Source organism: Pelomonas dachongensis (assembly GCF_043555865.1).
Classification (GTDB): domain Bacteria; phylum Pseudomonadota; class Gammaproteobacteria; order Burkholderiales; family Burkholderiaceae_C; genus Pelomonas; species Pelomonas dachongensis.
Genome location: NZ_JBIGHY010000002.1, coordinates 673,073 through 697,001, shown reverse-complemented (window position 1 = coordinate 697,001; position 23,929 = coordinate 673,073). Strand labels below are relative to the sequence as shown.

Here is a 23,929-nt window from a genome sequence, read left to right as displayed (position 1 = left end):
CTTGGGGCCAGCGAGTGCTTAACGCGAACGGCTCGATCCAGTTCGACACGAGCCTAGCCGTCTACCGCGGCGCGCTGCTGATCGACATCGTGTTGTACGGCGTCATTGGCGCCCCCCAGCAGGTCATCAGCTACCCGCAGTGGGCCGGCCGCACGGTGTTCTGGTCGCACGTCGGTCCCAAGTCAGGCTCGGCGGCCATCACGGTGAGCTACGCAAGCGGCTACCCCGTCGTCGCCTTTCCAACGTTCGCCGAGGCAGGCGCGACGCGAACGGCTTTCGTCTTCGTCAACTAGGAGGCTCGTATGAAGACTTTCACCGCTCTCTTTACTTTCGCTTTGGTTCTCGCAGCGTGCGGCGGAGGCGGTGCGCCGGTCAGTGCGCCAACACCGACCGCACCGGCCCCCGCATCGACAACTTCACCACAGGGAATCGACCTCATGAGCTATGGCATCGTGGTCTACACGGCGGACGGCAACTTGGCCGTGAGCAGCCAAGCCGTCGCGCTGCACTATCTCGGGCAGCCCGTGTTCACCGGCTCCGTCTTCGAGTCGGGCGTTGACGGCTCTTTTGCGCGTTTCACGATCACGTCGCCCAACGGCGCTCCACTGCCGGTGTTCCGCATGACGCCAGGCGACGGCAACTGGGCCGAGGCGCCTGTCGTGCGACTGGTCTCCGGCACGACGTACGAGATCCTCGTGCGTGCCAGCGTCACGCCGCAGGTGTATTGCTTCGGCAGGCTGGCCGCCGCCACAGCGCCGGCTGAGGCGTGGGGGGCGCGCGTGCTGGGCGCGAGCGCCGAAGTTCAGTGGGACACGACACGCAAGCCCTTGCTGGTGCATTCCTTTGTCACGCTGCCAGCTGTGTCAGGTTTGCCAACTGGCGGTGTGTGGGACTCGACTGCGGCGACGCTGCCCACGTACCCCGGTGTCGTCGTGGCCGCAGTTGGCGGCGCAGGCGGCGGCTACCAGTTCGGTTCGCGCACCGTCAACGTGGCCATGCGGCTGTCGAGCAATGCCATCGACCGCGTTGTTGGCAGCCGCTGGACTTCGACAGGTGGCAGCCCCGACTCTGCGCCCTTGCTGCAGGGCGGCCTGGGGCCGGCGCCGACGCTCATCATCGACCTCACTCCCTACCTCTGAACGCCATGGCAATGTCTCTGCCCCGTGAGCTGCCCTCGGGCGTCACCACGACCTATCACCGCATCCTTCGGGCCAACTTCAACTTCAATCCGCCGGCGGCTTATCAGGCCGACGGCATCACGGTGCTGGTGGAGTTGGAGATCGGCGAGTACCTGAGCCACGAAGCCCGCCTGGACGGAAAGAACCCCGTGCGAAGCGAGGTGCTCTGCATCCCGGCAAGCGAAGGGACGAAGTCGGTGCTGGACACCATTTACCCGTTCCTTAGCCAACCGCCGGGCGAAGGCGCGCAGTTCGGCTACGAAGGCGCGGCGCCGGTCTGACTGATCCAGCGCCGCCATTCCCTGCAAGCACCGCCCCACCTCAAGCGCCTGAAAGGCCGCCCATGCCCGAACCCACCTCCACCGCCGTTGCCACTGTGGCCACGGCGGCCGCAACCGTGCCCGCGCTGACGGCGTTCGGCGTGCCCCTGGGCTTGCAGCCCGAGCTGCTCGTCGCCGGCTTTGCTGGCGCGCTGGTGGCCATCGTGCTGCTCAACGCCGTGCCGGGGCCCAGTGACACCTGGCGCGAGCTGCTGCGCACGACGACCCGGCGGATCGGCGCCGCGGTCGCTAGCAGCCTGACGGCGGGCTACCTCGTTCCGATGCTCGCCGCCAGCGTCTCGATCAGCCAGCCCGTTCTGCTGGGCATGGCATTCGCCGCCGGCGCCGGCGCGCAGCAGTTGCTGCGCAAGGCGATCGCGCGGGTCAGTGCAACCGCCGGCAGTGCCGGGGAGGGCGCCTGATGCTCGGCGTCCTGCACTGGCTCGCCGCCCTCGTCATCCTCGCTGAGGCCCTGAACAAGGCCGAGCGCACCGACCCCGTTCGCGCGGGGCTGAAGCCGCGCGAACGCGCCACCGAGTGGCTCAAGGCCGCCGCCTGGCTGCTGCTGGCCCTTGGCGCCGGCGGCGGCCTAGCAAGACCCCTGCTGGCGCTTCCTGCGCCAACCCTGCCCGAAGTCTGCATCGCGGCTGGCTTCGCGGTCCTCATCGTCCGCACGCGAGTCAAGGAAGGCTAATCCCATGATCTCCATCGCCACCCTCATCGGCGCCGGCATCGCGCCAACACAGGCCCGCCTGTGGGCCGGCCCGCTCGCCGCCGCGGCGCTGCGCTTCGGCATTGACCGCCCCGTCCGCGAGGCCGCCTGGGTCAGCCAGTGCGCCCACGAGAGCGGCAACTTCATCCACCTCGAGGAGAACCTCTTCTACACGACGGCAGAGCGCGTGCGCGCGATGTTTCCCTCGCGTGTGCCGAGCCTCGATGTCGCCGCGACGCTGCTGCGCAACCCGAAGGCGCTGGCCAACCGCGTCTACGCCAACAAGAACGGCAACGGCGACGAGAGCAGCGGCGACGGCTGGGCCTACCGTGGCCGTGGCCTGATCCAGCTCACCGGCCGCGCCAACTACCTCGCCGCTGCGGCGGCGCTCGATCAGCCGTACAAGACGCAGCCCGACCTCGTCAGCCAGCCGCTGCACGCCGCGATGACGGCCGCGTGGTTCTTCGTCAGCGCGAATGGCCTGGTGCTGGCGGACGCCAGCAACATCGACGCACTGACCCGCGCCATCAACGGCCCGGCGATGGCCGGTCGCGATGATCGGCGCCAGCGCTTCGAGCAGGCTGTGCGAGCGTTTGCGTGATGGGCGCGCTCTCGCCCTACTTGCTTCTCGGGGCAGGCGGCGCCTGGCTGGCCAGCCTGGCCGCTGCGGCGCACCTTGCCTACGGCGCCGGCAAAGACGCTGAGACTGCCGCCCAGTCCCGTGAAGACAAGGCTGCGGCCGTCGCCGCCGACGCGGCCGCCAGCGCGATCGCGGAAGCCATTCCCCGAATCACCGTGCGCCACCAGACCGTGCGCCAGGAGGTCGAGCGTGAGATCCAGACTCGTGACGTGTACCGCAACCCTGATTGCGACACTGGCGCTGACAGCCTGCGCCTCTTCAACTCCACCATCCCGGGGTTCGTCGAGCCAGCAGCACCTGGCCCAGGCGCTGTGCCCGCCCCGGACGCCGGCCACTGACTCGTCGCTCGCCGGCTGGCGCCGCAAGGCCCACGAGCTGGGCGAGCAATACGACAAGTGCCGCGGCGCCGTACTGGGAGAGCCGCCGGCGCCCTGAGAAAAAAGACGAGGCGACCGCCGCCGGTGTTGCGAGCACCGTCGACGGCCGCCATCCACAGTCCATGCCTGTGAATAGCCAAGGCCCCGCCACCCTCCGGAGGGCGGGCCGGAATGTAACCCCCTGATATTCACATGGCCCAACCAATCATCCCCTGGGTAGGTGGCAAGCGCCGCCTTGCCGACCAGCTCATCCCTCGCTTTCCGCCGCACCGCTGCTACGTCGAGCTGTTCGCCGGCGGCGCCGCGCTCTACTTCATGCGCCCGCCGGCGGAGGTGGAGGTCATCAACGACATCAACGGCGAGCTGACAAACCTCTATCGCGTGGTCAAGCATCACCTCGAAGAGTTCGTGCGCCAGTTCAAGTGGCAGCTCAGCAGCCGCGAGGTCTTTAAGTGGACCCAGGACACGCGGCCTGAGACCCTGACCGACGTGCAGCGCGCGGCGAGGTTCTTCTACCTTCAGCACCATGCCTTCGGCGGCAAGGTGCAGGGCCAGACCTGGGGCACAGCCACTACGGCGCCGCCGGTCAACCTGCTGCGCCTTGAAGAAACGCTGAGCGCTGCCCACCTCAGGCTCACCAGCGCCTACATCGAGACCCTGAGCTGGCTAGCCTGCCTGGAGCGCTACGACCGGCCGCACACGTTCTTCTATGCCGATCCGCCGTACTGGCAGACCGAGGGCTACGGTGTAGGGTTCCCCTTTGGTGATTACGAGGCCATGGCCGCTGCCATGCGCCGGATCAAGGGCAAGATGATGGTCAGCATCAACGACCACCCTGCCATCCGCGAGTGCTTCGCCGGCTTCCATATGGAGAGCCTGGAGATCACCTACACGGTCGGTGGTGGCGGTAAACCAGCCGACCGCAGAGAGCTGGTCATATGGAGCTGGGATCAGGCGGCCGAGCCGGCGGGTCTCTTTTAGAAGATGCCATGATTTCTGCTTGGATCACCTTTGCCGCTTATTGGCGCGTTCTCAGTATTCGAGGTGGCGCTACTGCGCAGTAATTCTTTGGGCGGGAGTGTGATTAAGCATTGAGAAAATTTGCTGCACACGCTCTGCTCGGGGCTGCGCAACCACATGCATGCTAAAACTTTCGTCGTTCTCGTTAAGTGGGCCGACAATCTCCAAGCTTCCAAGAATTACGTATACAGTGACTTCAAGCGCATACATTGAGTATCCGTCAAGTGCATTTAACTGAAGTTCTCTCAACGTGGTGGTCCTGCGATCGAATTCAACAGGAATGTTCAGGATATAAGCAATCGCTGCCGCGATTGGTTTTATTGAATCTGGATTTAGCGCGTGTCGAGAACTGGCCGGCGCCTTTTCTCCCAAGATCAACAGCTCCTTGAGTTCGCTGGCCGAAACATTTGCGCTGTCAGCGAGTCTGCCCCAAGCGAGTGCCTCCGTGCGCCTTGCCAGCCTCTCTACAATTTCATCATTGCGCTTCCTGGCAGCTCGTGTGGCTTCGTGCAAACTATCCAACTGCTCCTGCAGACGAGCATTTGTCGCATTGTGCGCTTGCATGAACATGCCCATTTCATGCTGAGGTACCGGCGTCACGCGCTCTTGTGCCTGAATTAGTCGACGTTTTCGGTTTTCGTTCCAGACGGTAAATGCAGCCAGATTGGCTTCCGCAAATGGCCAAGCCAACGTGTATATAGATGCGGCTAAGAACGGAAAAATGCCCATTGGAATCAATTTTCCAGATGGGTATAGAATCGTATCTATGTATTGAATTTTCTTCTCATAGTCGCCTGAGCCGAAAATGACAAGAAACAGCTTGTAGTTGGTTAGAACAAAGCTGATCGCGAAAGACGCTAGAAACGGCGTTTCTAGTCGCTTTTTTACGCCTTCTTTGATGCCGTCCACTATTTCGTCAACATGTCCCAAGGAATTCTCCTTGCTCTTTATTGAGCAATAACTTGCATCGATCAGGATGCACTAAGCAATTGACCTTTTCGGAGAAGAAGGAGCGGAGCGCTGCTTACTTCGTCACCACGCGCAGAACTCGTTCTAGCCAAGGGTAGTCCTGGTACTTGTCGAATCGGTCGCCGGTGTGCTGAAGGTGGGTGTAGCGCTTCAACGACTGCCAAGACCGGTGACCCGAAACCGCCGCGACTTGTGGGATTGTCCAGCCCAGCTCGAAGAGCCGGCTGATGCCGTCATGCCGCAGGTCATGGAAGTGCAGGTCATCGATGCCCAGCAGTGCGCAAGCACGAGTGAACGACGTGCTGACGGACTCGGCGTTGTACGGCCATATGCAGCCGGTGGTCTCCGGTTGCGTGTCGATCAGCTGCAGCGCCTCCGGCGTCAGCGTGGTGCGCACGTCGTTGCCGATTTTCTCACCGGGGTTTTTCATGTCGCGCACGACGAGCTGCATGGCAGGGCGCTCCAGATCGGCGCTGGTGACGCGGCAGATCTCTTCCTGCCGGCGCGTCGAGAAGATGGCGAAGAGGATCAATCGCTGCATCGGCAAGCTGGCAGGCCGCTTCAGCGACACGACCTCGTAGTGCGTCATGAGCTGGTTCAGCTCGTCGAGCGTCGGGCGGCGCGTGCGTTCCTTGGACTTCGATACCAGCCCGAGCTTCTTCAGCACGATCTGAGCGTCTTCCATCGCCTGCGTGTCAAGCGGGTAGCCCCAGGCCGGCCGCGCCACGGTGAAGATGGCGCCTAGGTGCGACATGTAGTTGCCGCGCGTTTGAGGCTGCACCTTCAGTGACTGCGCGAAGGCCACCAGCTCGGGGCTGCCGATCTCCGAGCAGCGCTTCTTGGCAAGCGCGGCCTCCTTGATGGTGTTGAGCACCTGCGTTTTGGTCTTCCCGTGCGTCTTCTGCTTCTCGCGGTTGTACTGGTCAATGACCTCGGAGAGTGTCGGGTCTGGCACCTTGGTCAGCGCGCCTGGCTTGGCCAGCTCGGCCTCGCGCCCCTTCATCCAGATCTTGGCGGCCTGCTCGCGGTCGAAGGTCTCCGACTCGGAGTGCACCACCTTGCCGGCCTTCTTGATGCGCACCAGCGCCGTGTACCCAATCGAGCCGTCTTTTCTCTTGCGCGGGATAATCGTGCCCATGGGGTCGGTGCAACAAAGCAGTTTTGTTGCACTTCATGTTACCCCGGCACGAAAAAATGACCGAAAAAGAGCTGAAAACGAGCGGGAATCAGACAGCCGCTGAAGGCCCGTTCTCCTCTATGGGCAGCGCTTCTCCCAGCAGGTGGCGGCTGAGCGTGGCGCCGATGATGGACTGGACGGACCGTCACTGTCGCTACCTGCACCGCCTCATCACGCGCCACACGCTGCTGTACACGGAGATGGTGACGACCGGCGCGCTGTTGCATGGCGACCAGCCGCGGCATCTGGACTACAGCGCCGAGGAGCATCCGGTCGCGTTGCAGCTCGGTGGCAGCGAGCCGGCCGACCTGGCTGCCTGCGCGACGCTGGCCGAGCGCTGGGGCTATGACGAGGTCAACCTGAACTGTGGCTGCCCCAGCGAGCGCGTGCAGAAGGGTGCTTTCGGTGCCTGCCTGATGGCCGAGCCGCAGCTGGTGGCCGACTGCGTGAAGGCGATGCGCGACGTGACCACGCTGCCGGTCACCGTCAAGCACCGCATCGGCATCGACAAAATCGAGAGCTACGAATTCGTGCGCGACTTCGTGGGCACCGTGGCGGCGGCCGGCTGCGAGGTCTTCATCGTCCATGCCCGCAACGCCTGGCTGCAAGGACTCTCACCGAAAGAGAACCGCGAGATCCCGCCGCTGCGCTACGAGCTCGTCGCACAGCTCAAGCGCGAGTTCCCGCAGTTGACCATCGCCATCAACGGTGGCCTGAAGACGCCCGAAGAGATTGCGCAGCAGCTCCAGCATGTCGACGGCGTCATGGTGGGCCGCGAGGCCTATCACGAGCCGTGGAGCATGGCGCAGTGGGACTCGCGCTTCTTCGGCCAGCCCGACCCCGCGGCCAGCCGCGAGCAGGTCGAGGCGCAATGGCTGGACTATCTGGACCGCCTGCACGCGGCGGGCCGCTCCTGGCCGCATGCGATGCGCCATGCGCTGGGCCTGTGGAACGGCACGCCGGGTGCGCGCCGCTGGCGCCAGGTCTGGAGCGACCATCGCCTGAAGAACTTGCCGCCGCGCGAGGTGGCCGCCCAGGCCACCGCAGCGCGCCAGTCGGGCATGCTCGCTGCCGCTTGAGGCCCCACCGTGGCGGCCGATGTCGACCGTCCCGGGCAAGAGCCACCGATGCGACCGATGCCGCAGGACGAGTCGCTGTGGAGCCACAGTTTCGACACGGCGCTGGGCCGCTGCGGCATTGTCTGGAGCGGGCAGGGCATCGTGGCGTCGCTGTTGCCCGACGCCAGCCCCGCGCTGCTCGCCCGTTGGCATCCGAGGGCACAACTGGTCACGGAACTGCCGCCCCTGATCGGCCATGCCGTCGATGGCATCCGCGCCTTGCTGGCCGGCGAGGCGCGCGACCTTGGCGACATCCCGCTCGATGAGCGCGGCATCCCGGAATTTCGCCGCCAGGTGCATGCGCTGACGCGCGCTATCCCGCCTGGCCAGACTCGCACCTACGGCGAGATCGCCGCGGCGCTGGGCCAGCCCGGCGCCGCGCGTGCCGTGGGGCGCGCCGAGGGTGATAACCCGTTCCCGCCCATCGTGCCCTGCCATCGCGTGATGGGGGCCGGCGGCCAACCCACCGGCTTCTCGGCGCCGGGCGGTCTCGAGACCAAGCGCCGCCTGCTGCTCATCGAGGCGCGCGCCACGGGTCAACTGGCGGGCGATCAGCAGCCGCTTTTTTGACTGTCCGACACGGCCGGGCGCTGCGTCCTACGCGCTGAAGCCGTTGCGACCGACGGCGCTGCGGCACCCCCGGCGCTCCAATCTCTCTGTCGGCGTTGGGACCGACTTGGAGCGGCCTTCGAGCCGAGTGAGGAAACGACATGTCGACCATCCACCGCAAGCATGGGGTGATTCCGTCTGCGCTGCTGTTGAGCCTGTTGAGTTTGGCGCTGACGGCATGCGGAGGCGGTGGAGGCGGCGGCGGTGCCGCGGGCTCGCCCAGCTTGTCCAGCCCGGCCGCAGGGTCCGAAACCGTGCCAGCTCCTGCGCCGTCGCCTGCTCCTGCGCCGTCGCCTGCTCCTGCGCCCACGCCCGCGCCGGCTCCCGAGCCTGTGCCCGGGCCCGCACCCGCACCCGCACCCACACCCACACCCACACCCGCACCCGCACCCGCACCCGAGCCGCCGCCAGCCGCCGGCGCTGCCTGCGAGCCGGGCGATGCGCCCACCGTGCGCGCCAATGCGTTCGCGCTGATGAACGTCGTGCGCACGGCTGCGGGCCTGCCGCAGTTCGTGCGCGCGCCCGCCATCGACGGCACGGCCCAGGCGCATGCGCAGTACGTCGTCGCCAACGGCAGCCCGGGCACCGAGGAGACAGCGTCGCGGCCGTGCTTCACAGGCGTGGACTTCGCCCAGCGCCTTGCCGGCGCCGGCGTCGCGGTGGCCGAGTTGCCGGGCCAGCGCATGCGCAGCGAGATCGTCATTGCCTACACGAACGCGGCGGGCGTCGAACTGCAGCCGTGGGACATCGTCAACAACACGCTGCACAACGTCTACGGTCGCATGCTGCTGCTGGATACGCGGGCGCTGCAGATCGGCCTGGGCTTCTCGGCCCGGCCTGCCGGCGCGCAGCGCGCGCTGGTGCTGGACTCGGTGCTGCCGCCCGGCGCGGCGACCGACGGCAGCGCCTGGGTCGTATGGCCGCGCGATGGTGCGACGGGCCTGCCCACGGCCATGGGGCCGTCCGACATGAAGCCGCTGGCCGCTGGCCTCACCGAGGGCTATCCGGTCTCGGTGCACACGATGGCACCGCTGCAGGTCAGCCGTTTCGTGCTGACGCGGGCCAGTGACGGCGTGGTCGTTGCCGCCACGCTGCTGACCACCGCCGCGGACCGCAACGCATTCCTGGCGCGCGGCGAGGCCGCCCTGGTGCCGCACGCGCCGCTGGCGGCAGGCACGACCTACCGCGCCGAGGTGGATGCCACCATCGCCGGCAATGCCGTACACAAGACCTGGTCGTTCACGACCGCGCCCTGACGACGCCCGTTGACGCGGACCGGCGCATGCGCCGTCACCCGTGACAATCGGGCATGTCCTTCGCATCACTGGGCCTCACGCCCGCCCTGCTGCGCGCCGTGCGCGAGCAGGGCTATCACGCTCCCACCGCCATCCAGGCTGCGGCGCTGCCGCCGGTGCTTGCCGGCCGCGACGTGCTCGCCATCGCCCAGACCGGCTCCGGCAAGACCGCTGCGTTCGTGCTGCCGCTGCTGCAGCGGCTGGTCGAGTCGCCCGCGCGCCCCGGGCCGCGCGTGCTGGTGCTGGCGCCTACGCGGGAGCTGGCCGCGCAGACGGCCGAGCTGCTGCGCGAACTGGCGGCTCGGCTGCTGCACCGGCCCAAGATCGCGCTGGCCTTCGGCGGTGTCTCCATCAACCCGCAGCTGATGGCGCTACGCGGTGGGTGCGACGTGATGGTGGCCACACCCGGCCGGCTGCTGGACCTGCTGGACCACAACGGCCTGCAGCTTGCCGGTGTGCAACACCTGGTACTGGACGAGGCCGACCGCCTGCTGGGCCAGGGCTTTGCGGACGAACTGCAGCGCGTGCTGGCGCTGGTGCCCGCGCGGCGCCAGTCGCTGCTGTTCTCGGCGACCTTTGCGCCGGCCGTGCAGGCGCTGGCCGACGCGCTGCTGCACGAGCCCGAGCGCATCGTCATCGAGGAGGCGCCGCCGCAGATCACGCAGCGCGCTCTTCAGCTCGACCGTGCCCAGCGCCTGCCCGCACTGCGCCAGCTGTTGCGCGACGAAGCCTGGCCGCGCGCGCTGGTGTTCGTGGCCAGCCGCTACACCGCCGAGCTGGTGTCGGACAAGCTGTTCGCGCACGGCTTCAAGGCTGGCGTGCTGCACGGCGAACTGAGCCAGGGCGCCCGGCGCGAAGTGTTGGCCGCGCTGAAGTCCGGCGAGGTGCAGGTGCTGGTGGCCACGGACGTGGCCGCGCGCGGTCTGCACATCGATGCGCTGGACGCCGTCATCAACTACGAGCTGCCGCGTTCGGCGGCGGACTACACGCACCGCATCGGCCGCACCGGTCGTGCCGGCGCGCGGGGCGTGGCGGTCAGCTTCATCTGCGCGGACAGTGCCGAGAACGCCGAGAGCCACTTCCGCCTCATCGAGAAACGCCGGGACCAGCGCGTACCGCGCGAGCGTCTGGCGGGCTTCGAGCCCGAGGCCGTGGCCAGCGAGGCGCAGGCCACGGGCGGCATCAAGAGCGCCACGCGCAAAAGCAAGAAGGACAAGCTGCGCGAGGCCGCCGCTCGCGCTGCAGGGGACGCCGATGGGCATTGAGATTGAACGCAAATTCCTTGTGGCCAGCGACGGGTGGCGCACGCAGGCCTCTAGCGCCATCCGCTTCAGCCAGGGCTACCTGAGCCGCGACCCGGCGCGCACGGTGCGCGTGCGCATCGCCGGTGAGCAAGCCTTCCTGACCATCAAGGGCGCGACTCAAGGGGCCACGCGTGCCGAGTTCGAATACGCCGTCCCGCTGGCCGATGCGCACCAGCTGCTGGCGCTGGCCGACGGCCCGGTCGTCGAGAAGGTGCGCCACCTGTGCGAGGTGGACGGCATGACCTGGGAGGTCGACGAGTTCCTCGGCGCCAACGCCGGCCTCGTCGTCGCCGAGATCGAGCTGCAGTCCGAGGACCAGCCGTTCACCTGCCCGGCCTGGGTGGGCGACGAGGTCACCGGCGACGCGCGCTACGTCAACGCCAACCTTGCCGTTCACCCCTACAAGCGCTGGCCATCAGGCGACTGACTTGAGCGGGCCCAGCGTCCCTGGCCGGCCAGGTGAGGGTGTGCCCGACGCTGAAGCGGGTTTCAGGAAGGCGCCGGGTCTTCAGTAAAGCTCTCTTGACAGTGCCTGGGCGCGAACGGAGCATGCCCAGCTACGGTCTCAGTACCGCCGTCCGACAGCGCCTTTGCCGCGCCGTCGGAGACAAGGAGCACGCCATGCCCGTCAGGCTGTCACCCGGTTCCCGCGGCCCGTCGGCCCGCGCGGCGAGCAACGCCGCCTCGATGGTCCAGTTGTCCAGCGTGCTGTACGAGAGCCGTGCCAGCGCGCCGCTCTCCGACATGCATCTTCAGCGACTGACGCAGTCGTCGCAGATGAGGAACCGCCAGGAAAACATCACCGGCCTGCTCGTCTATGACCAGGGCCGCTTCCTGCAATGGCTGGAAGGGCCTCCTGAGGGCGTGAACCGCGTCTGGCAGTCCATCCTGCACGACCGTCGGCACACCGACATCACGCTGCTGGGCCAGTCGACCACGCCCGTGCGCTTCTTCGGGGGCAGTGCGCTGACGTTGCGTCGCCGCCGCGGCGAGGCGCTGCTGCGCACCGGGCTGATCGATGTGCTGAGCACCACGCCCGTCAAGGCGCAGGTGAGTGCGCAGGTGAGGGCGGATCGGCGGTCGCTGCAGGCGCTCGTGGAAGACGTCATCGTGCCCGAGTTGCTGGCCAAGCACGCGGTGCTGCCGATGGCCGTGCCGATTGCCGACCCGCGTGCCGTCGAGCTGGCCCAGCTGCTGCTGACCGCCGAGCCCCGGCAGGCCTTCTCCATGATCGACAAGCTGCGCGCCGAGGGCCGCACCATCAGCCAGCTCTGTGCCGGCTTGTTCGAGCCTGCGGCGCGGGCGCTGGGCGATCTGTGGCAGTCCGACGACTGCAGCGAACTGGACGTGACCCTGGGCCTGGGTCACATGCAGGTGGCCCTGCGCCGCGCCAGCGCCGAGCGCCTGAGCGCCGACCCGGCACTGCCGCATTTGTCCGTGCCTTGTGCGGTGCTGGTGGCGCCATCGCCGCGCGAGCCACATCTGTTGGGCAGCGTGATCGCATCGGAGATGTTCTGGCGCGCGGGTTGGGACGTGAGCTGCGAATTCCCCGCCACGGATGCAGCACTGAGCCAGGTCGTGCACGAGCGCTGGTTCGACGTGCTGGACCTGTCGCTGAGCCCGGCGTTCACGCGCGAGCACAGCCTGCCGGCGATGGCGGCGTCCATCCGCGCCGCGCGCGAAGGTTCGCTCAACCCCGCGCTGGTGGTGACGGTGGATGGCCGCATCTTTCACGACCGTCCGCAGGCCAGCACCGAGGTGGGCGCGGATGCGGGCAGTGCCAGCGCGCTGGACGTGGTGTCAGCGGCAACGCGCCGCTGCCCGCCCGGCTGAAGTTCACCAGGGCGGCGAATCACTGCCGGCTTGCTCGCCTGCCGGCAACGCAACCGGCACTGGGGCTGCCTGGGCCGTCGGGGTCGAGGCGGGGCTGGCGCCCGCAGCGAAGTCGTGCTCACCACCCAGGCCTTCGATCAGCGCCGGGATCAGCCGGCCCAGCTCGCCGGTGGCCAGCGCCAGGTCGGCGTCGAACGCTTCGTCGCCGCTCACGTCGGGCCTACCCTCGAAGGCCAGGTCCAGGAAGCTGATCTTCTTGATCGTGAAGCTCTCGGTCAGTGTGAAGGCCACGCGCTCGTTCCAGCTCAGTGCCAGACGCGTTGGCATCTTGCCGCTGGTCAGGTGCGCGCGAACCTCGTCGATGTCCAGCGAATGGCGGGCGTAGCGCACGACGGGCTTCTGCTCGTCGCTGCCCTTCAGCTCGCACTCGCGCTCGATCTGGAAGCCCTCGGGCGTCACGCCGTCCATCAGCCACGCGGCCATCACGGCGGCCGGGCTTTCGGCCGTCTGCACCAGCTGCAGCGACAGGCCCGGGCTGGCCTGGATCAGCAGCGTGACGACTTCATCGGCGCGGCTGCTGGAGCCGGCATCGACGAACAGCAGGCCGTCCTTGGGTGCGATCCAGACCTGCGTGGCCGAGGTCTTGGTGAAGGCGCGCGGCAGCAGTTCGTGCTCGGCCTGCTCCTTCAGGTCCTTGCGGGCCTTCTTGCCGGGCTTGCGGCCGGTGCTCTCCTCGATGTGCTCGCACAGCTCGTCCAGCCGCTCGTTGACGACGGAGGAGGGCAGCAGGCGCTGCTCGCGCTTGAGCTTGACGAGCCAGTGGCCGTCCACCACTTCGACCAGCGGCGCGTGCTCGACGCCGCGAGGCGGCGCCCAGCCTACGGCCAGGGGCTGGGTGGGGGCGCAGGGCAGGAAGGGCTCCTTGCCGAGTTGTTCGGCGAGCAGCTGGGCATCAGCGGTCCAGCCTTCGCCAATGCGGTAGGTGATCAGGTTCTTGAACATGGGCTCTGAAGAGACAAGAAGCCCGCCAGCGGCGGGCTTCGGAAACAGGGCGCCATTGTCTCAGACGGGCTCGGCCATCACCTGCCGCAGCAGCTGCTCGAACACCTCGACGGACTGCCCGCCCTGGATCAGGTGGCGCTGGTTGATGACGATGGCCGGCACGGCGTGGATGCCCTGGCGGTGCACGTGCGCTTCGGCGGCCGCCACGTCGGCGTCGTAGCGATCGCTATCCAGCAGCGCGCGGCTGTCGGCCTCGGGCAGGCCCGCGGCGACGGCGATGTCCAGCAGCACGGCGCGGTCGGACACATTGCGCCCCTCGGTGAAGTAGGCCTTCAGCAGCGCGACCTTCAGCGTGCGTTGCTGCACGGCGCCGAAGGTCTCTTCCACCCAATGCAGCAGGCGGTGGCCGTCGCGGGTGTTGTAGATCCGGCTGCGCGCCTCGGAGCGGAAGTCGAAGCCCAGCGCGGCGCCGCGCTCTCGGATCGCCTGGCGGGTGCCGGCCAGCTGGGCCGGGCCGGCGCCGTACTTCTGCGCCAGGTGCTCCTCGATGTCCTGCCCCTCGGGGCCCATGTCGGGGTTCAGCTCGAAGGGCTGGAAGTGCAGGTGCAGCTGCAGCCCGGGGATGCGCGCCGCGGCGGCCTCCAGCGAGTACAGGCCGATGGCACACCAGGGGCAGACGATGTCGGAGATGAAGTCGATGCGCATGCCGGCATTTTCACGCGGCGCCAACGCCCCGGTGCCGACAGGGGCTGTACGGCGGCGCAGGTGGCCTGCAGGTTCGGGCAGCGCAGAGGCGTCGTCATCACCGGGCACCGGCGGTGCCTGGCGCGGCGCTCAGTTCGGCGGCGATGACGGCGTCCAGCAGGAACGGCCGGTCACGCTGGAAGAAGCCGGGGTCAATGTTGGTGTTGGGGATGCGGAAGACCTTCAGCTGCCGGTGCTTCAGCAACGCCAGGCTAGCGCCGAAGTACTGGACGAACAGCCGGTCCAGCTTGCCGCTGGCGTGCGCCAGCTTCAACCCGTACTCGATGCGTTCGGCCAGCCGAGGCTGGTCGCGCGCGACGAAGTAGTACATGGGCATGTAGGTGAACACGGTGAAGTCGTCCACGATCATCAGGTCAGGCTGCTGGCGTTGATGCGCCTGCAGCTCGGGGCCGACCTCGAACACGCTGCGCATCAGCAGCTGGAAGCGGCCCGACTGCAGCATCGGGATCAGCGTGGCGTGGGCACCGCCGATACCGACGCGAAAGCCGCTGTCCTGCAACGGCTTGATGGTGGACCAGCCCGGACTTTGGCCGATGCTGAGCCGCTTCAAGTCCTCGATGTGGTGGACGCCGTCGTACAGCGGCTGGTTGGCCTTGCTACCGAGGAAGAAGCGAAAGCTGGACAGGCCCTTCATCAGCGGGAAGCGCACCGCTCGCGCGCGCTCCAGCCACTCGGCGGACGGCATGGCCACGGCCACGCTCAGGGTGCCGCCGGGCTCCAGCTCCAGTAACTGGCGGCGGATGACGCTTTCCTGCTTCTGCTGCTCCAGCCGGTAGGGGCCGTAGCGGTCGCTGGACAACGACAGCGCCAGCGCGAGCAGGCGGTCGGCGTAGACGCGGTGCGGGGCCTCACGCTCCATGTAGGGGATGGTGACGACCTGTACGGCGGCCGGCGCCGGTGGCGTGGCGGCCTGGCAGGGCAGTGCGCCCGCCAAGGCCAGCAGCAACGCCGGCAGCAGCCTCATCGCACCGGAACCTTCAGAGCTGGCGGTCGCTGGGGCGCGCCAGGTAGAACCATTCGGTGCCGGGCTGCGAGCGCACGTTGGGGAACACGATGCGGCCTTCGCTGGGCGCCACTACCGGCTCGCCGCTGGCGCGGGTGCCGATGCGCTGGCCGAGGTCGATGGCGTCGAAGCTGGCCCACTCGCGCTCGAAGGTGTCGCCCATGTCCTCGCGGTCGATGACGTCGTACAGCTGCAGCAGTTCAGGCGGCTGCGCAGGGCGGTGTGGCGCGACCGCGCTTTCGTCCAGCATGCCCAGGAACACCAGCGAGCGCAGGATGGCCAGCCGCGCGACCTCGGGGCCGTTCGGGTCCAGATGCTGACCGCATTCCAGCGTGATGGCCCAGCCGCCGGTGGAGCGCATGTACTCTGTGGTGCCCACGCCGTAGTGCGGGTCGGAGATCAGCGACGCGCGGCGCGAGCCGTCGTGCGTGCGCTGCTGGCGGCGCTGCAGGCCCAAAGCGTAGGTGGACAGCCAGCCCTCCACGATGCGGCCCACGCCCAAGGCTGCGGCCAGTGCGGACTCGGTGGCCTCTTGCGAGAACGGCTCCAGCTCGCCCGTGTTGTTGCGCGGGCCGATCATCGCGAAGGCTGGGCCGTTGCCCTGGAAGCTGTGCAGGTCCAAGATGCCGTCATGCTGCGCGATCAGCGGGCACAGCACGCGCGCGATGCGGTCCTCGAAGTCCTGCGCGATGACGGGCGGTCGCAGGTTGCGGTTCAGGTTGCGGTCACCCTCGCGGCGGTCCAGCTGGTGGGCCAGCGGGTTGACGACGGGCACGAAGGTCAGCGTGCCGCGCGTCAGCACCAACTCGCCGGCGTCCAGCTGGCGAATGATCTCGGCCATCGCCTTCGTGCCGTGGATCTCGTTGCCATGCACCGCACCCGTCACGAGGAAGCGCGGACCGGGCTGGAGGCCGGCGAACTGATGCACACGGAGATGGGTCGGGAGGTGGGTGGGCTGGGTCATCGTGTGAGCAAGGCGGAGGTCAAGGCGCGGTCGGCCGGGCAGACGTGGCGGGGCAGGTCGCCCGCCGGGTGGCCGTTGCGGCAGGCGACCAGGCGGTACAGGGTGGCGAAGGCGAAGTCGGGCGGCGCCTCGCCGGCGCCCAGCACCAGCTCGCCGCCGCGGCGCACCGTGTCGGCCAGGAAGGCCGGCAGGCGCAGGTGGTAGGGGTTGCGGGCGATCTCGCCGGTGTGGCGCTCCAGCGCGGCGATCAGCCGCGCCGTGTCTGCGATGCCGGTCTGCACCAGCGTGTTGGGGCTGGCCTGGGTGGACCAGAACTCGGTGTGCGCCAGCACCGTGTCCAGCTGCGCCTGCGCGACGGCCTCCACCACGAGCCGGTAGACGCCGCGGTGGCTGGGGTTGTCGTCCAGCGCGTGCGGCAGCACGACCAGCGCCGGGCGGTGGCGGTCCAGCAGTGTGGCGATGGCGCCCACATGCGCGGCCCACAGCGCGGGCGCGCGCTCGGCGGTGTCGGGGCGCACATCGCTGAGGCCGTCCGCGCCGACGGCGATGCAGTCAAAGCCCAGCACCTGGCAGGCGTCCTGCACCTCGGCCCAGCGGGCGGCGCGGCGGCGCGGGTCGCTGCCCAGCGTGACTGCCACATTGCTGACGCGCCACCCGGCCTCCTGCTGCAGCCGCAGCGGCAGCGCGCCGACGATGCACTCGTCATCGGGGTGCGGGGCGAAGATGAGACAGTGGCCCGGGACAGGCTCTTGGTCCGGCGGGGCGTGCCGGTCGGGCGGATCGCCCAGCAGGGCGGCAAATCGGGTCAGGTGCTCGCGCCAGCGCGCGAGGTCGGCTTCCAGGGACATGCCGCCATCCTACCGAGGCGCCGTCCGGCGCGGCCATGTGGCCAGCAGCACCCCCGATAAGGCCAGGCCATAGGCCAGCGCCTGCTGCGCCGACACCGTCTCGCCCAGCGCCAGCCCCACCAGCGCCGTGCTGATGGGCAGGAACACCATGAACACGCCGGCCTGCGAGGCCGGCAGCCCTTGCAGGCCGGCCATCCACAGCCAAACGGTGATGACGCTGGCCGTGGCGGCGTAATAGCCCAGCAGCCCCCAGTCCAGCGCGTGAGGCGTTGTGAAGTCGAAGCTGAAGGCCTGCCAGATCGCCAGCGGTGCAACCAGCACGAGACCCCACAGGTTGATCAGTGCACTGATGCGCCGCGGGCCCAGGCCGGCCGTCAACTGCTTGCCGATGACGACATAGGCGGCCTCGCAGAACACGGCGGCGACCAGCAGCAAAGCGCCCAGCGGCGTGGTGTCGGCGCCGCCCTGGCGGCCGGTCGCAACCAGCGCGATGCCGCCCACCGCACAGGCGATGCCGGCCAGCGTGCGGCCGCCGAGGCGTTCGCGCAGGAAAACGCGGCTCAGCAGCGCCACCGCCGCCGGAATGCCCGCCAGGATGACCCCGGCCACCACCGCCGAGCTCTGCCGCAAGCCGAACAGCATGCAGATCGAGAACAAGAAGTTGCCGAGGAAGGACTCCAGGAACAGCAGGCCCTTGGAGCGCGCATCCAGCGGCGCCTCGTGGGCCGGCTTCTTCAGCCACCCGGCCATCAGCACGGCGGCGATGCCGAAGCGCATGCCGGCCAGCAGAAAGACCGGGAAGGCCAGCACCAGCAGCTTGGACAGGCCCACGTAGCTGCCGACGAGGCAGGTGCTGGCGGTCAGCAGCGCGTAGGAGCGCCAGGGGACCGGATGCATCAATCGATCAGCAGTGCGATGAACTGCGTGAACTGAGCCGGGTTGAAGTTGTTGTCGGAGACCAGGATCAGCGTGCGCTTACCGTTGATGACGGGGCCCAGCGTGATGCCTTCGATGTTGTCCACGGCGAGCACGCTGCCGTCGTCGTGCGTCAGCGAGGACAGGTCCAGCAGCAGGGTGCGCTTGACGGGTACCACTTCGCGGCCCTTGATGCTGGTCCAGCCAGACACGTCGGTCGCGCCGCGGGTGTCGACCTTGAACAGCTTGATGGTGTTGCTGGTGGGCTGCTGGTTCAGCGCCGCGACGCCCGGCGTGGCGGCGCCAACGGCATAGGCGCGCTCGATGACGATGAACTCGTGGTCAGACAGCGCCAGCATGTCGGGCACGCCGTTGGTGGCGAAATCGCCCTCGCGCGCCGGCGGGAACGGCAGCGGTGCCACGTCGTAGATGTACTCGGCGCCGGCTTTGCCGGTGTCGAGGTCGAAGGACAGCATGCGCGCGCGGCTGCCGCGGCCCACCGCCGTGGGCAGGCTGTCCTGCGCCAGGCCGTTCTCGGTCATGGTCCACAGCGACTTGCCATCGGGCGTGAGGGCGACGCTTTCGAACGCCAGGTTGTTGTAGGGGCCGGTGTCGCCCGCAGCCAAGCCGCCGGCGCTGCCGGTGGGGAGGTAGTAGGCCGGCAGGGTGAACTCGCCCGCCGGGCGGCCGTCCGGGTGCATGCGGCGCAGCGTGGGGTTCTGCAGGCCGGTGTTCATGCGCTGGCCTTCGTTGGACCAGTAGATCAGCTGGCGCCGCGCATCCAGGCGCAGGCTCTCCGGGTCGACCTGGTTGCGGCCGAAAGGCTGGCCGTTCAGGTCCTGGATGGTGGTCATGTTGACCCAGCTGACGCCGGCGTCGCCTGGTGTCGCGCTGCGGCGGAACTTGGACAGGTCCAGCGCCAGTTCGTAGAAGCGCGCCGGACCGCGGTCGCTGCGGTCGTCGCAGATGGCCAGGTAATGGCCGGTGGCGGCCACGTAGTCGATGCTGGACAGGCCGCCCGCGGGCAGGCCGCGGAAGGTGGCCGACGTCGGCACGATCTGCTGGCCCAGGTAGGTCAGCGTCTGGGAGAGTGCGGGCAGCGCGGCCAGCGTCAGGCCGGCGGCAAGCGCCCAGCGGGGCAAATACTTCATGGAGATCCTTGAGCGGCAGCTCGTGGCCGCGGCGGGCGCGCAGTCTATCTGGGCTTGATGTCAGGCCGCCCGGCGCAGCGCACCGCGCAGCGTGTCGATGATGCGTTCGATGTGGCTGCTCTCGATGATCAGCGGCGGCGACAGCGCGACGGTGTCGCCGGTGGTGCGGATCAGCAGACCCTGGTCCCAGCAGTCCAGGAACACGTTGAACGCGCGCTTGGCCGGCTGGCCGTCCAGCGGTTTCAGCTCAATGCCGCCGACCAGGCCGATGTTGCGCACGTCGATGACGTTGGGCTCACCCTGCAGCGAGTGCAGCGCCTTCGCAAACTCGTCCTGCATGCGCGCGGCGCGGGTCAGCAGTTCGTCGTCGGCGTAGGTGTCCAGCGTGGCGATGCCGGCCGCGCAGGCCAGCGGGTGGGCCGAGTAGGTGTAGCCGTGGAAGAACTCGATCAGGTGCTCGGGCCCGGTCATGAACGCGTCGTGGATCTTCTGCTGCGCGAACACCGCGCCCATCGGCACGCAGCCGTTGGTGATGCCCTTGGCCACCGTCATCAGGTCGGGCGTGACGCCGAAGGTCTGGGCGCCGAACGGGTTGCCGGTGCGGCCGAAGCCGGTGATGACCTCATCGAAGATCAGCAGGATGCCGTGCTTGTCGCAGATGTCGCGCAGCCGCTGCAGGTAGCCCTGGGGCGGGATCAGCACGCCGGTGGATCCGGCCACGGGTTCGACGATGACGGCGGCGATGGTGGAGGCGTCGTGCAGCGCCACCAGCCGCTCCAGGTCGTCGGCAAACTCGGCACCGTGCTGGGGGATGCCCACCGAGAACGCGTTGCGCGCCGGGTCGTGCGTGTGGCGGATATGGTCCACGCCGGCCAGCAGCGTGCCGAACATCTTGCGGTTGGCCACCATGCCGCCCACAGAGATGCCGCCGAAGTTGACGCCGTGGTAGCCGCGCTCGCGGCCGATGAGCCGGGTGCGGGCGCCTTCGCCGCGCACGCGGTGGTAGGCGATAGCCATCTTCAGCGCCGTGTCCACCGCCTCGGAGCCCGAGTTGGTGAAGAACACGCGGTTCATGCCCGTGGGCGCGATCGCCGCCAGCCGCTCGGCCAACTCGAAGGCCTTGGGGTGGGCCATCTGGAACGGCGGCGCGAAGTCCAGCTCGGCGGCCTGGTCCTGGATGGCCTTGACGATCTTCGGGCGGTTGTGGCCCGCGTTGACGCACCAAAGGCCGGCGATGCCGTCCAGCACCTCGCGGCCCTTGTCGTCGCGGAAGAACATGCCGTCCGCCTGGGTCAGCAGGCGCGGCGCCTGCTTGAACTGGCGATTGGCCGTGAACGGCATCCAGTACGCGTCTAGCTTGGAAACGTCAGCGCTCATGCGGGGCTCCTCTGAAGCACCGCAAAGTCTATGGGCTAATTTGACGGGGTTGTCAGAATTTGCCGACGCCTCAGGGTTCCCACCAGCGGCAGCAATTGCACCAGCAAGATGCACGCGAGCATCAGGCCGCAGCCGACGAGGCCGGCGCTGTCCAGCCGTTCGCCCAGCAGCGCGAAGCCGAAGGCGGCGGCGAACAGCGTTTCGGCCGACAGGATGATGGCCGCGTCCGCCGCCTGCGCGTAGCGCTGCGCCACGACCTGCGCGGTGAACGCGATGCCCACCGACAGCACGCCGGTGTAGGCAATGGGCCAGGTGGCGGCCACCAGGCCGGCCCAGCGCACGGGTTCCAGCGTGAAGGCGGCGGCTAGCGACAGCAGGCCGCAGACGGCGAACTGCCCGCAGGCGACGAGAAAGGGCGCGCCCATGCGGTCGGCCCAGCGGCCCACCATCAGCACGTGCACGGCCCACGGGATGGCCGAGCCGGCCACCCACAGGTCGCCCAGGCCGACGTCCAGCTCGTGCGCGCCCGACAGCAGGAAGGCGCCCACCAGGCAGCCCGCCGCAGCGGGCCACACCGACCAGTGCGCCACCTGGCGCAGCAGCAGCCAGGCCAGCACAGGCACCAGCGGCACGTAGATGGCAGTCAGGAAGCCGGCATTGGTCACGCTGGTGAACTGGATGCCGACCTGCTGCATGACGGCGCCCAGCGTCATCAACAGGCCCAGGCCGGCGATGTGCGTGCCGTCCAGCGGCGTCAGCGGCCGGCCTTGGCGGCCCAGGCGCCGCCACTCCAGCACGGCCAGCGGCAGCACCACCAGCGCGCCGATCAGGAAGCGCACGCCAGTGAACAGCAGCGGGCCCACGTCCGCCATGCCGCGGCTCTGCGCGACGAAGGCGGAGCCCCAAATCAGCGCGACCAGCGTCAGCAGCAGGTTGGCCTGGATGCGCGTCATGGCTGCAGCGCAGCCAGTTCGGCGTCGTCGAAGCCGGCGGCACGGCGGGCGGACAGGTTGAAAGGCGCACGCAGCTTCGGAGCCTTGTAGCGCGCGGCCAGTTCGGCATAGGTCGCCACCGGCTCCAGCCCGCGCTGGTTGCACAGGAAGCGGAACCAGCGGTTGCCCGCGGCCACGTGGCCGATCTCGTCGCGCAGGATGATGTCCAGGATCTCGCCCGCGCGGTGGTCGCCGGCGCCGATCAGCTTGGCGCGCACGGCGGGCGACGCATCCAGCCCGCGGGCCTCCAGCGTGCGCGGCACGAGCGCGATGCGGGCCAGCACGTCGTGCTGGGTGCGCTCAGCCATGTCCCACAGCGCGTTGTGGGCGTCGTAGTCACCGTAGTCGAAGCCCAGGCCCAGCAGGTGCTCACGCAGCAGCGTGAAGTGCGTGGCCTCCTCCTGCGCGATGCGCAGCCAGTCGCGGTAGAAGGCCTCGGGCATGCCGGGGAAGCGCCAGCAGGCGTCCAGCGCCAGGTCGATGGCGTTCAGCTCGATATGGGCGATGGCGTGAACCAGCGCGGCGATGCCGGCCGGCGTGCGCATCGACGGGGGCTTGAGGCGGATGTGCTCGACAAGCTGCGGCCGTGCCGGGCGGCCGGGGATGCCGGCCGGCTCGGCAATGACGGCGTCGACAGCGACGGGCAACGTGGCGTCGAGTGCCAGCGTGGCGCGCGCCTTGGCGGGGGCATCGGCAATCAAAAGAGGGCCGAGCGAGGCCAGGCGGAGATCGGACATCGGCGGAATTTTAGAATCAGGTGTTTTCACGGGAGGCCTGCGATGGCGATCTACCAGCTCGACGAGCATGTGCCCGACTTGGCCGACACAGCCTGGGTGGCCGACAGCGCCGAGGTCATCGGGCGCGTGACGCTGGGCGAGAACGTCAGCGTGTGGTTCAACGCGGTGCTGCGCGGCGACAGCGACACACTGACCATCGGCGCGGGCAGCAACATCCAGGACGGCTCGGTGCTGCATGCCGACCACGGCTCGCCGCTGGTCATCGGCCAGAACGTGACGGTCGGCCACCAGGTCATGCTGCATGGCTGTACGGTCGGTGACGGAAGCCTCATCGGCATCGGCGCAGTGGTCTTGAATGGCGCCCGCATCGGCCGCAACTGTGTCGTCGGCGCCGGCGCGCTGGTCACCGAGGGCAAGGAATTTCCGGACGGCAGCCTCATCGTGGGCGCGCCGGCCAAGGTCGTGCGCGAACTGAGCGAGGCGCAGATCGCCGGCCTGAAGGCCAGCGCGGCCCATTACGTCAACAACGGCCGCCGCTATGCCGGCGGCCTGAAAAGAATCCGATGAGCGAACTCCATAAATTTCTGTTCGACGGCCTGCCGGTGCGCGGCATGCTGGTGCGACTGACCGACGAGTGGCGCGAGTTGCTGAGCCGCCGCGAGCCCGGTCAGGAGTACCCGCCCGAGCTGCGCGACATGTTGGGCGAAATGAGCGCTGCGGCCGTGCTGATGCAGGCCAACATCAAGTTCAACGGTGCGCTGGTGTTGCAGGTGATGGGCGACGGCCCGGTCAAGCTGGCGGTGGCCGAGGCGCAGCCGGATCTGGCCTTCCGCGCTACGGCCAAGTGCGTGGGTACGGTGGCGCCCGGTGCCTCGCTCGAAGCCATGGTCAACCCCCGCGGCCAGGGCCGCTGTGTCATCACGCTGGACCCGAAAGACAAGTTCCCTGGCCAGCAGCCCTACCAAGGCGTGGTGCCGCTTTACGGCGACCATCACGAGCCACTGCAGAAGATGAGCGAGGTGCTGGAGCACTACATGCTGCAGTCCGAGCAGCTGGACACCAAGCTCGTGCTGGCTGCCAACGGCGACATCGCCGCCGGCTTGCTGATCCAGCGCCTGCCGGTCGAGGGCGAGGGCAACCTGGAAGGGCGCCGCAACGAAGACGACATCGGCCTGTCGGATGCGTTCAACCGCATCAGCATCCTGGCCGCCACGCTGACGTCCGAGGAGCTGCTGACACTGGACGCCGACACGGTCCTGCGCCGGTTGTTCTGGGAAGAGACCGTGACGCGCTTCGAGCCGCAGGTGCCGCGTTTCGCGTGCACCTGCTCGCGCGAGCGCGTCGGTCAGATGCTGCGCGGCCTGGGCCGGGAGGAGGCGGACAGCGTGCTGGCCGAGCGCGGCGACATCGAGATCGGCTGCGACTTCTGCGGCCGGCACTACCGGTTCGACGCGGTGGATGTCGGCGCACTGTTCACGCCCGGTGGCAATCCGCCCGAGGCTACGGGCGGGAGCAGCCTGCAGTAGCCGCGACGCAACGTCGCCGTCATGTGTTCTGAGGATGCCGGCGATGTGGGTGATTGACGCCGGCACGCCAAGCTGAGAGCTTGCCCGCCAGGCCCCG

Annotated in this window: 28 protein-coding genes; 16 read left to right on the top strand and 12 right to left on the bottom strand. The window is 68.4% G+C overall.

Annotation, left to right across the window (positions count from 1 at the left end; all coding sequences use genetic code 11):
- Positions 1 to 14 precede the first annotated feature (14 nt).
- The 8 genes from ACG02S_RS07760 to ACG02S_RS07725 all read left to right on the top strand — a co-directional run bounded on the left by ACG02S_RS07760 (position 15) and on the right by ACG02S_RS07725 (position 4,208).
- Entirely contained in the window at positions 15 to 293 is a 279-nt protein-coding gene (locus ACG02S_RS07760; protein ID WP_394469869.1) for a hypothetical protein, read from the top strand.
- Between the two features lie 144 nt (positions 294 to 437).
- Positions 438 to 1,139, top strand: a complete 702-nt coding sequence (locus ACG02S_RS07755; protein WP_394469868.1) for a hypothetical protein — start codon at positions 438 to 440, stop codon at positions 1,137 to 1,139.
- A gap of 5 nt (positions 1,140 to 1,144) precedes the next feature.
- Positions 1,145 to 1,459 carry a hypothetical protein gene (locus tag ACG02S_RS07750; protein WP_394469867.1) on the top strand — a complete coding sequence of 105 codons (315 nt, stop codon included), beginning with the start codon at positions 1,145 to 1,147 and terminating at the stop codon, positions 1,457 to 1,459.
- A gap of 62 nt (positions 1,460 to 1,521) precedes the next feature.
- Positions 1,522 to 1,920: a hypothetical protein gene (locus tag ACG02S_RS07745; protein WP_394469866.1), complete on the top strand. Its 399-nt coding sequence runs from the start codon at positions 1,522 to 1,524 to the stop codon at positions 1,918 to 1,920.
- Positions 1,920 to 2,192 carry a hypothetical protein gene (locus tag ACG02S_RS07740; protein ID WP_394469865.1) on the top strand — a complete coding sequence of 91 codons (273 nt, stop codon included), beginning with the start codon at positions 1,920 to 1,922 and terminating at the stop codon, positions 2,190 to 2,192. Before ACG02S_RS07745 ends, ACG02S_RS07740 begins: the two co-directional genes overlap by 1 nt.
- Positions 2,193 to 2,196: 4 nt before the next feature.
- Complete coding sequence (locus tag ACG02S_RS07735) at positions 2,197 to 2,811, top strand: glycoside hydrolase family 19 protein (protein WP_394469864.1); 615 nt, start codon at positions 2,197 to 2,199, stop codon at positions 2,809 to 2,811.
- Positions 2,811 to 3,188 carry a hypothetical protein gene (locus ACG02S_RS07730; RefSeq protein ID WP_394469863.1) on the top strand — a complete coding sequence of 126 codons (378 nt, stop codon included), beginning with the start codon at positions 2,811 to 2,813 and terminating at the stop codon, positions 3,186 to 3,188. Before ACG02S_RS07735 ends, ACG02S_RS07730 begins: the two co-directional genes overlap by 1 nt.
- Positions 3,189 to 3,419: 231 nt before the next feature.
- Positions 3,420 to 4,208, top strand: coding sequence for a DNA adenine methylase (locus ACG02S_RS07725; protein ID WP_394469862.1), 789 nt, complete (start codon positions 3,420 to 3,422; stop codon positions 4,206 to 4,208).
- 69 nt (positions 4,209 to 4,277) lie between these two features.
- Here the strand turns inward: ACG02S_RS07725 and ACG02S_RS07720 are convergent, their stop codons facing one another.
- Positions 4,278 to 5,177, bottom strand: a complete 900-nt coding sequence (locus tag ACG02S_RS07720; RefSeq protein ID WP_394469861.1) for a hypothetical protein — start codon at positions 5,175 to 5,177, stop codon at positions 4,278 to 4,280.
- 94 nt (positions 5,178 to 5,271) lie between these two features.
- Positions 5,272 to 6,354: a tyrosine-type recombinase/integrase gene (locus ACG02S_RS07715; RefSeq protein WP_394469860.1), complete on the bottom strand. Its 1,083-nt coding sequence runs from the start codon at positions 6,352 to 6,354 to the stop codon at positions 5,272 to 5,274.
- 164 nt (positions 6,355 to 6,518) lie between these two features.
- On the opposite strand from ACG02S_RS07715, the gene dusA reads away from it, so the two are divergent.
- From dusA to ACG02S_RS07685, 6 genes are all read left to right on the top strand, one after another.
- Positions 6,519 to 7,472, top strand: a complete 954-nt coding sequence (dusA, locus tag ACG02S_RS07710; RefSeq protein WP_394469859.1) for a tRNA dihydrouridine(20/20a) synthase DusA — start codon at positions 6,519 to 6,521, stop codon at positions 7,470 to 7,472.
- 48 nt (positions 7,473 to 7,520) lie between these two features.
- Positions 7,521 to 8,081 (top strand): methylated-DNA--[protein]-cysteine S-methyltransferase, encoded by a 561-nt coding sequence (locus tag ACG02S_RS07705; protein WP_394469858.1) that lies wholly within the window; start codon positions 7,521 to 7,523, stop codon positions 8,079 to 8,081.
- Between the two features lie 140 nt (positions 8,082 to 8,221).
- Complete coding sequence (locus ACG02S_RS07700; protein ID WP_394469857.1) at positions 8,222 to 9,376, top strand: hypothetical protein; 1,155 nt, start codon at positions 8,222 to 8,224, stop codon at positions 9,374 to 9,376.
- Positions 9,377 to 9,429: 53 nt separating this feature from the next.
- Positions 9,430 to 10,680 carry a DEAD/DEAH box helicase gene (locus tag ACG02S_RS07695; protein ID WP_394469856.1) on the top strand — a complete coding sequence of 417 codons (1,251 nt, stop codon included), beginning with the start codon at positions 9,430 to 9,432 and terminating at the stop codon, positions 10,678 to 10,680.
- Positions 10,670 to 11,146: a CYTH domain-containing protein gene (locus tag ACG02S_RS07690; protein ID WP_394469855.1), complete on the top strand. Its 477-nt coding sequence runs from the start codon at positions 10,670 to 10,672 to the stop codon at positions 11,144 to 11,146. Before ACG02S_RS07695 ends, ACG02S_RS07690 begins: the two co-directional genes overlap by 11 nt.
- Before the next feature lie 194 nt (positions 11,147 to 11,340).
- Entirely contained in the window at positions 11,341 to 12,552 is a 1,212-nt protein-coding gene (locus tag ACG02S_RS07685) for a BLUF domain-containing protein (RefSeq protein ID WP_394469854.1), read from the top strand.
- Positions 12,553 to 12,555: 3 nt separating this feature from the next.
- Here the strand turns inward: ACG02S_RS07685 and ACG02S_RS07680 are convergent, their stop codons facing one another.
- The 10 genes from ACG02S_RS07680 to ACG02S_RS07635 form a co-directional block, all read right to left on the bottom strand.
- The gene (locus ACG02S_RS07680; protein ID WP_394469853.1) at positions 12,556 to 13,554 is read right to left on the bottom strand and encodes a recombination-associated protein RdgC; all 999 of its coding nucleotides are present in this window, start codon (positions 13,552 to 13,554) and stop codon (positions 12,556 to 12,558) included.
- A gap of 60 nt (positions 13,555 to 13,614) precedes the next feature.
- A complete protein-coding gene (locus ACG02S_RS07675; protein ID WP_394469852.1) occupies positions 13,615 to 14,259 on the bottom strand; it encodes a DsbA family oxidoreductase in 645 nt (214 codons plus the stop codon).
- Positions 14,260 to 14,356: 97 nt separating this feature from the next.
- Positions 14,357 to 15,283, bottom strand: coding sequence for a substrate-binding periplasmic protein (locus tag ACG02S_RS07670; protein ID WP_394469851.1), 927 nt, complete (start codon positions 15,281 to 15,283; stop codon positions 14,357 to 14,359).
- A 13-nt stretch (positions 15,284 to 15,296) separates the two neighbouring features.
- On the bottom strand, positions 15,297 to 16,286 hold the full coding sequence (locus ACG02S_RS07665; RefSeq protein ID WP_394469850.1) for a succinylglutamate desuccinylase/aspartoacylase family protein: 990 nt from the start codon (positions 16,284 to 16,286) through the stop codon (positions 15,297 to 15,299).
- Positions 16,283 to 17,134 (bottom strand): PIG-L deacetylase family protein, encoded by an 852-nt coding sequence (locus ACG02S_RS07660; protein WP_394469849.1) that lies wholly within the window; start codon positions 17,132 to 17,134, stop codon positions 16,283 to 16,285. Before ACG02S_RS07660 ends, ACG02S_RS07665 begins: the two co-directional genes overlap by 4 nt.
- A gap of 9 nt (positions 17,135 to 17,143) precedes the next feature.
- On the bottom strand, positions 17,144 to 18,031 hold the full coding sequence (locus ACG02S_RS07655) for a DMT family transporter (protein ID WP_394469848.1): 888 nt from the start codon (positions 18,029 to 18,031) through the stop codon (positions 17,144 to 17,146).
- Positions 18,031 to 19,200, bottom strand: coding sequence for an esterase-like activity of phytase family protein (locus ACG02S_RS07650; protein ID WP_394469847.1), 1,170 nt, complete (start codon positions 19,198 to 19,200; stop codon positions 18,031 to 18,033). Before ACG02S_RS07650 ends, ACG02S_RS07655 begins: the two co-directional genes overlap by 1 nt.
- A 60-nt stretch (positions 19,201 to 19,260) precedes the next feature.
- A complete protein-coding gene (aptA, locus tag ACG02S_RS07645) occupies positions 19,261 to 20,577 on the bottom strand; it encodes an omega-aminotransferase AptA (protein WP_394469846.1) in 1,317 nt (438 codons plus the stop codon).
- A 35-nt stretch (positions 20,578 to 20,612) separates the two neighbouring features.
- The gene (locus ACG02S_RS07640; protein ID WP_394469845.1) at positions 20,613 to 21,530 is read right to left on the bottom strand and encodes a DMT family transporter; all 918 of its coding nucleotides are present in this window, start codon (positions 21,528 to 21,530) and stop codon (positions 20,613 to 20,615) included.
- Positions 21,527 to 22,306 carry a ferritin-like domain-containing protein gene (locus ACG02S_RS07635; protein ID WP_394469844.1) on the bottom strand — a complete coding sequence of 260 codons (780 nt, stop codon included), beginning with the start codon at positions 22,304 to 22,306 and terminating at the stop codon, positions 21,527 to 21,529. The genes ACG02S_RS07640 and ACG02S_RS07635 overlap by 4 nt, the downstream gene beginning before the upstream one ends.
- Positions 22,307 to 22,348: 42 nt before the next feature.
- On the opposite strand from ACG02S_RS07635, the gene ACG02S_RS07630 reads away from it, so the two are divergent.
- On the top strand, positions 22,349 to 22,873 hold the full coding sequence (locus ACG02S_RS07630; protein ID WP_394469843.1) for a gamma carbonic anhydrase family protein: 525 nt from the start codon (positions 22,349 to 22,351) through the stop codon (positions 22,871 to 22,873).
- A complete protein-coding gene (gene hslO, locus ACG02S_RS07625) occupies positions 22,870 to 23,832 on the top strand; it encodes an Hsp33 family molecular chaperone HslO (RefSeq protein WP_394469842.1) in 963 nt (320 codons plus the stop codon). The genes ACG02S_RS07630 and hslO overlap by 4 nt, the downstream gene beginning before the upstream one ends.
- Positions 23,833 to 23,929: the final 97 nt, after the last annotated feature.